Raw genomic sequence first — 6,652 nt, 5'->3', positions numbered from 1 at the left:
CGCATCACCGTCGGCTAGAGCGTGCGGCCGGAGGACAGGCAGCCCGGGGCGTCCTTGTAGTAGCCGAAGTTCGGGATCCGCTCGTAGCCGGACGAGGTGTACATGGCGATCGCCTCGGGCTGCTTGTCGCCGCACTCCAGCACGATCCGTTTGCGGCCGTGGTCACGGGCGGAGCGCTCGACCGCGCCGAGCACCGCACGGGCCACGCCCCGGCCCCGGGCCGCCGGGTCGGTGTACATCCGCTTCAACTCGGCCGTGTCGCCGTCCGCGCCGTGGCTGCGCCAGCCGCCGCAGCCCACCGGACGCCCGTCGAGGTAGGCGACGAGGAACGCGCCGTCCGGCGGGGTGAACTCGGCCGCGTCGACAGGGGTGTCGTCGCCGCTGCCGCCGTAACGGGCGCCGAGGTCGGCCAGCGCCGCCCGGATCAGCGCCTGCGACTCGGGCGCGTCGAAGCGCCGCTCCCGGATCTCGATCTCGCTCACCGTGCCAGGTTACGACCGCCTCCGACCCCCGCCCGGCCCGGCGGCCGGGGGTCGGACGCAGATCACTCCGCCGTTCGGCGGAAGTGGTCCCAGCCGCGCGGGCCGTCGTACCCGGCGCCGTCGACGGTGACCCCGGCGCCGACCGCCACCCGCCCGACCGGCCGCCAGCCGTCGGGCAGCGCGGCGTCGGGCGGGAACGTCGCCGCCAGGGCGTGGTCGTCGCCGCCGGCCAGGATCCAGGTGTACGGGTCGACGCCGAGCGCCGCCGCCGCGTCGCGCATCTGCCGGGGCACCTCGAACGCCTCCCGGCGCAGGTCGACGGCCACGCCGCTGGCGGCGGCCACGTGCCCGAGGTCGGCCAGCAGCCCGTCCGACACGTCGATCATGGCGGTGGCGCCGGCCGCGGCGGCGGCCGGTCCGGCCGCGTACGGCACCTCCGGGCGGCGGAACGCCTCGACCAGCAGCCGGGGCGTGCGGAAGCCCCGGGACAGCACGGTGTAGCCCGCCGCCGCCCAGCCGGTGCGCCCGGCCAGCGCCACCACGTCGCCGGGCCGGGCGCCGGAGCGGACCACCGGTGGTCGCCCGGCCAGGTCGCCGAGCGCGGTCACCGCGATGGTGAGCGTCGGGCTGGCCGACATGTCCCCGCCGACCACGCTCGCGCCGACGAGCGCCGCCTCCGCGCCCAGCCCGTCGGCCAGCTCCTCGGCCCAGGTCGGGTCCAGCTCGGCCGGCATGCAGAGCGCGACGAGCAGCGCGGTCGGGGTGGCGCCCATGGCGGCGATGTCGGCGAGGTTGGCCGCCGCCGCGCGGTGTCCCACGTCCCGCGCCGCCGACCAGTCGCGCCGGAAGTGCCGTCCCTCCACCAGCACGTCGGTCGATGCGACCACCCGCCGGTCCGGCGCCGCCACCACCGCGCCGTCGTCGCCCGGGCCGAGCAGGCAGCTCTGTCCCTGTGCCAGCCGGGCGGTCACCCGGTCGATCAGCCCGAACTCGCCGACATCCGTGACCGTCATGCCGTCCCCTCGATCCGCTGCGTCGTTGCGCACGTTCCACCCCTGTCCGCGCCGGCGTGTGCTCGCTCACCGCGTACGACCGGCAACCGATAGGGATCACTGCCGCTCAGTACGGTAGTTTCACCCTTCGGGTCGCCCGGAGGCGACGGACGGAGGTCGAGTCGTGGTACAGGCGTACATCCTCATCCAGACCGAGGTCGGCCGGGCGCGTGACGTGGCCGGTCTGATCGCGGACCTGGCCGGCGTGGTACGGGTCGACGCCGTCACCGGGCCGTACGACGTGGTGGTGCTCACCGAGGCGAACACCGTCGACGAGCTCGGCAAACTCATTGTCAGCAAGGTGCAGATGGTGCCCGGCATCACCCGCACCCTCACGTGTTCGGTGGTGCGGCTGTAAGTGGACGAGAAGACTTCCCCGCGCCCGGACCGCTCCACCCGCCGCGCCGCGCTCTGGGCGACTCTGGTCGCCGTGCCGGTGACGGTGGCGGTGGCCGGGTTCACGTTCGCCAAGCTGGCCCCGGAGTCGCCGGACGCCGGGCCGAGCGCGTCGGCGAGCCCCCGGGCACAGTCGAGCGCGCCGGTCGAGATGGCCGCCCCGGCGCTGGCCGAGCGCCCGACCGTACTCTGCCGTGCCCTGATGTCGCAGCTTCCGGACAGCGTGCGTGACCTGCCGCAGCGTCCGGTCACCGCGGGCCCGGAGCAGAACGCCGCGTACGGCGACCCGGCGCTGACGGTGGCCTGCGGCGGCAGCCCGGCGCAGTTCCCGCCCACCGACGAGGTGTGGACGGTGAACAAGGTCTGCTGGCACGCGGCCGAGGAGGCCGATGCCACGGTGCTGACCACCGTCGACCGGGAGACGCCGATCCGGGTGCGGGTGCCGAAGTCGTACGAGCCGCCGCTGCAGTGGGTGACGACGATCTCCGACACCATCGTCAGCTCCGTGCCCTCGGCGAAGCAGGCCCCCTCGGGCTGCTCCGCCTGACGCCCGGCCGGCCGGTTCAGCGGCCGGCGCGGCGGTGCAGGGCGGTACGGATCAGCCGGTTGACCAGCTTCGGGTACTCCAGCCCGCTGGCCGACCACATCCGCGGGAACATCGACGTCGGGGTGAAGCCCGGCATCGTGTTGATCTCGTTGAGGTAGACGTCCATCTGCGGGGTCACGAAGAAGTCGACCCGGGCCAGGCCGGAGCAGTCGAGCGCGGTGAAGGCCCGGGTGGCGTAGTCGCGCACCTGCCGCGCGACCGGCTCGGGCAGGTCGGCCGGTACGTCGTACTCGCAGACCTCGTCGGCGAAGATGTACTTGGCCTCGAAGTCGTACCAGTCGCGGTCGCCGATCATCCGCACCTCGGCGAGCACCGAGGCCTCCGGCGCGCCGCCGGCCTCGCCCTCCAGCACACCGCACTCGATCTCGCGGCCGACCACGGCGCCCTCGACGAGCACCTTGCTGTCGATCTCCCGGGCGGTGACGAGCGCGGCGTCCAGGTCCGCCCAGTCGTCGACCTTGGTGATGCCGAACGAGGAGCCGGCCCGGGACGGCTTGACGAAGACGGGCAGCCCGAGGCGCTCCTTGTCCTCCTCGCTCAGCGACATCCCGGCGCGCAGCACCGCGTACGGGCCGACCGGGATGCCCTCGGCGGCGCAGAGCTTCTTGGTGAACTCCTTGTCCATGGCCGCGGCGGAGGCGAACACGTTCGCGCCGACGTAGGGGATGTCGGCCATCTCCAGCATTCCCTGGATCGTGCCGTCCTCGCCGTACGCGCCGTGGAGCACCGGGAACACCACGTCCACGTCGGCGAGCGCGACCGGCCCCTGGGCCGGGTCGAGCACCATCAGGCCGCCCGCGGCCGGGTCGGCGCGCAGCACCAGCTCGGCGCCGGACCCGGCGGTGATCTCCGGGAGCTTCCGGTCGGTGATGGCGAGCCGGCTCGGTTCGCCATCGGCGAGCACCCACTGGCCCTGCCGGGTGATGCCGACCGGCACCACCTCGAACTCGTCCGGGTCGAGCGCGGCCAGCACGCTGCCGGCGCTGACGCAGGAGATGCCGTGCTCGGGGCTGCGGCCACCGAAGACGATCGCCACACGGGTCTTGCCTGGGGTGGTCATGGTCACCTCATCGTCGCGACTGCGGCTGGCCGTGCTCGCCGGTGGCGCTCACCCGATTGACCTTACTGTGCGTTGTCGGCGGGGGTGGTCGATACCCGGGGAGACGCGGAGCCGCGTGGCAAACGGTCAAGGTGACATATACAGGGAGTAACGATACAAGGGTGGCCGTGGCTCAGAAGACCGGGTGCCGGGGCCGGCGGCCGACCGCGATCACCTTGACGCGCTGCCGGCCGGCCCGCACCATGCCCAGCGCCATGAACGCGCCGGCGATCCGGTCGGCCGCCTCCCGGCTGCTCGCGCCGACGACCTGCCGTCGGCGTTCGGGGCTGGTCCGCTCGTCGCGCCCGGCGCCGTCCGGGGGTCGCACGTCGGTGAGGACCACGAGGAACCGGGTCATTCCCGGCCACCTCCGCTCCGCAGGCGGCAGGCCGTCACCGTCATCGCGGAACCCCTCCCCATCTCGTGGACCGGCAGGGGCACGCGGCGGCCGGATCGTGGGGGAGTAGAAATCCGACCACCGCGCGCCCCATCCCCTCCGGTCGCTCACCGCCACCGTCGCCACGACAACCGGCGGTGAGGACGCCGTCACAGATTGACAGGTTCACGGGCGTGAATGCAACTCTCATCGACTTTCTCTCACGCACATTTTCCCACCAGATGTGCGACCATCGATGCATGGCGCCGAAGACCGCCCGGGCCCGACGGCTCGGCATCGCACTGCGGACCCACCGGGAGGCCGCCGGCCTCACCCTGGAGTCCGCGGCCGACGAGATCAACAGCACCCGGAGCACGCTGTCCCGCTACGAGAACGCGCAGACGCTGATCAGTCCCGCCACCGTGCGCGCGTTGCTGACCAGCTACGGCGTGGGCCCGGACGAGATCGCCGCGGCCGTGGAGCTCGCGAAGGACGCCCGCAAGCCCGGCTGGTGGGTGTCCTACTCGTACCTGCTGGACCGCCGCACCATCGACTTCATCGCGCTGGAGGCCGAGGCCACCGGCATCGCGAACTTCGAGCCGTCGGTGGTGCCCGGTCTGCTGCAGACCGCCGACTACATCCGCGGCGTGATGCGCGGCGGCCCGCACACCCTCAGCGACGAGCAGGTCGAGCAGCGGGTGCAGCTACGGCTGGACCGCCAGCAGCGGCTCTCCGGGGACGAGCCGCCGATCCTCGACGCCATCATCGACGAGGGCGCGCTGCTGCGCCCGGTCGGTGGGCCCTCGGTCATGTCCGCCCAGCTCCAGCACCTGGTGAAGATGGCCGAACTGCCGAACATCACGGTGCAGGTGATCCCCCTGGCCGCCGGTTACCACCGCGGCACCCGGGGCTCGCTGCACATGCTGGAGTTCGCCGACCCGGAGGACCCGATCATCGCCTCGGTGGAGACCGTCGCCGGGCAGATGATCCTCGACCGGCCGGGCGACCTGCGTACCTGCACCAAGATCATGGAGCACCTGCGGACCGTGGCGCTGAGCCCGGCGGCCAGTCGGGACCAGTTGCTCCGCCTGCTGAACGAGAGGTGACCCAGATGAACGGCACGAACCGTCCGCGCCCGACACCGGCCGGCTGGCGCAAGAGCAGTCACAGCGGCGACGAGGGCGCATGCGTGGAGATGGCGCCGCTGCCCGGCTCGGTGGCGGTCCGCGACTCCAAGGACCCGGCCGGCCCGGTGCTGGTGTTCCGGCCGCACGCCTGGGCCGCGTTCACCGCGGCGCCGCCGCGCCCCTGACCGCGGCTCCTCAGGCGGACGCGCCGCCCGGCCGCAACGGCGCGGCCACGGCGGCGGCACGCACCGCCTCCAGCGCGGCGATGGCCACCCCACGCGCCCCGGCCATGTCCCGATCCGGCACCAGGGCGAAGGTGGCCACCGCCCGCTGCTCCGCACGGAGCACCGTGTGCTCGGCGACAGCGGCGAGGAACCAGTCCCGGAACTCCGGCGCCGCCTCCACCACGCCCCCGCCGACGAAGTACGCGTGCGGGTCGGTGAAGTTGGCCGCGATGGTGAACAGCCGCCCCAGCGCCCGCGCCTGCTGGCCGAAAACCTGGCGGGCCAGCGGGTCGCCCCGCTCGCCGTAGCCGCGCAGCAGCTTCGCGGCCCGGTCCGGCTCCTCCGCGGCCAGCGGATGCTCCGGATGCCGGGCCAGCCAGTACGGCAGCAGGTTGCGCCGGATCGCGGTCAGCGAGGCGACGCTCTCCGCGTCACCGGTGAAGCCGCACGCGCAGACCGGCGCCGCCTGGTCCGGCTCGACCAGGCCGTCCAGCGGGATGTGCACGTGCCCGAACTCGCCGGCCATGCCGGCCGCGCCGCCGACCACCCGCCCGGACTCCACCACACCCCCGCCGAGCCCGGTGCCGACGATCGCGGCCACCGAGGACCGGGCCATCGCGTCCGCGCCGAAGTGCACATGGTGGGCGTAGAGCGCGGCGGCGTTGCCGTCGTTGGCGTACACCACCGGCAGGCCGAGCCGCCGCTCCAGCGCGGTACGCACGTCGAAGCCGCGCCAGGCCGGCTGGGAGAAGTTGGTGGAGCCCCGCGAGGAGATGACCCCGGTGGCGCTGGCCGGGCCGGGCGTGTCCAGCCCGACCGCGCGTACCAGGTCGCGGGGCACGCCGGTGTGGGCGAGCACGCCGTCGAACGCCCGCGCCAGCGCCTCCACCGCCGCCTCCGGCCCGGCGCCCACGTCACTCGGGATCTCCAGCAGCCCGTCCACCAGGAACCGGCCGTCGACGGTCAGCACAGTGGCGTTGTCGCTCGTGCCCCCGTTGTCGAGCCCCACCACCACCGGCACACCTGCGCTGCCCACCGCCACCGCCTCCCGCCGCGCCTGACCCGAGGCTAGTTCCCCTCCGGCCCACCCGCCACGCCCCCCGGCGGGACTCCCCCACCGCGATCAGCCGGGGCTCCCCCGCCGCGGTCAGCCGGGACGGCGGGCGGTCACCGCTGTCGCCTCGCGTTCCTCGTCGCGGACCACCGCCGGCTCCAGCCCGGCGGCGGTGAACACGGCGCACAACTCCGGGGCCTGCGCGACGCTCACCTCGACCACCACATGCCCGCCC

At 74.0% G+C, this 6,652-nt stretch carries 9 protein-coding genes; 4 read left to right on the top strand and 5 right to left on the bottom strand.

From position 1 onward, the window contains the following. Positions 1-14 precede the first annotated feature (14 nt). Positions 15-482: a GNAT family N-acetyltransferase gene (locus tag KBX39_RS19160; RefSeq protein ID WP_210871814.1), complete on the bottom strand. Its 468-nt coding sequence runs from the start codon at positions 480-482 to the stop codon at positions 15-17. A gap of 62 nt (positions 483-544) precedes the next feature. Then, a complete protein-coding gene (locus KBX39_RS19155) occupies positions 545-1,495 on the bottom strand; it encodes a thiamine-phosphate kinase (protein WP_210871812.1) in 951 nt (316 codons plus the stop codon). Positions 1,496-1,658: 163 nt separating this feature from the next. Between KBX39_RS19155 and KBX39_RS19150 the strand changes: the two genes are divergently transcribed. Next, entirely contained in the window at positions 1,659-1,892 is a 234-nt protein-coding gene (locus KBX39_RS19150) for an Lrp/AsnC ligand binding domain-containing protein (protein ID WP_013284547.1), read from the top strand. After that, positions 1,893-2,477, top strand: coding sequence for a DUF3515 family protein (locus tag KBX39_RS19145; RefSeq protein WP_043325952.1), 585 nt, complete (start codon positions 1,893-1,895; stop codon positions 2,475-2,477). A 16-nt stretch (positions 2,478-2,493) separates the two neighbouring features. On the opposite strand, the gene KBX39_RS19140 is transcribed toward KBX39_RS19145, so the two are convergent. Beyond that, positions 2,494-3,597 carry a D-alanine--D-alanine ligase family protein gene (locus KBX39_RS19140; protein ID WP_043325953.1) on the bottom strand — a complete coding sequence of 368 codons (1,104 nt, stop codon included), beginning with the start codon at positions 3,595-3,597 and terminating at the stop codon, positions 2,494-2,496. 172 nt (positions 3,598-3,769) lie between these two features. Further along, entirely contained in the window at positions 3,770-3,994 is a 225-nt protein-coding gene (locus KBX39_RS19135) for a hypothetical protein (protein ID WP_064447019.1), read from the bottom strand. A gap of 278 nt (positions 3,995-4,272) precedes the next feature. On the opposite strand from KBX39_RS19135, the gene KBX39_RS19130 reads away from it, so the two are divergent. Continuing rightward, positions 4,273-5,118 (top strand): helix-turn-helix transcriptional regulator, encoded by an 846-nt coding sequence (locus KBX39_RS19130; RefSeq protein ID WP_043325956.1) that lies wholly within the window; start codon positions 4,273-4,275, stop codon positions 5,116-5,118. A 5-nt stretch (positions 5,119-5,123) separates the two neighbouring features. Continuing rightward, the gene (locus tag KBX39_RS19125) at positions 5,124-5,324 is read left to right on the top strand and encodes a DUF397 domain-containing protein (protein WP_043330563.1); all 201 of its coding nucleotides are present in this window, start codon (positions 5,124-5,126) and stop codon (positions 5,322-5,324) included. A gap of 10 nt (positions 5,325-5,334) precedes the next feature. On the opposite strand, the gene KBX39_RS19120 is transcribed toward KBX39_RS19125, so the two are convergent. Continuing rightward, on the bottom strand, positions 5,335-6,399 hold the full coding sequence (locus tag KBX39_RS19120) for an ROK family protein (RefSeq protein WP_043330564.1): 1,065 nt from the start codon (positions 6,397-6,399) through the stop codon (positions 5,335-5,337). Positions 6,400-6,652: the final 253 nt, after the last annotated feature.

Source organism: Micromonospora sp. D75 (assembly GCF_018070405.1).
Lineage (GTDB): Bacteria > Actinomycetota > Actinomycetes > Mycobacteriales > Micromonosporaceae > Micromonospora > Micromonospora chalcea.
Note: the sequence above shows the minus strand (reverse complement) of the source record. Positions and strands in the feature narration are given on the sequence as shown.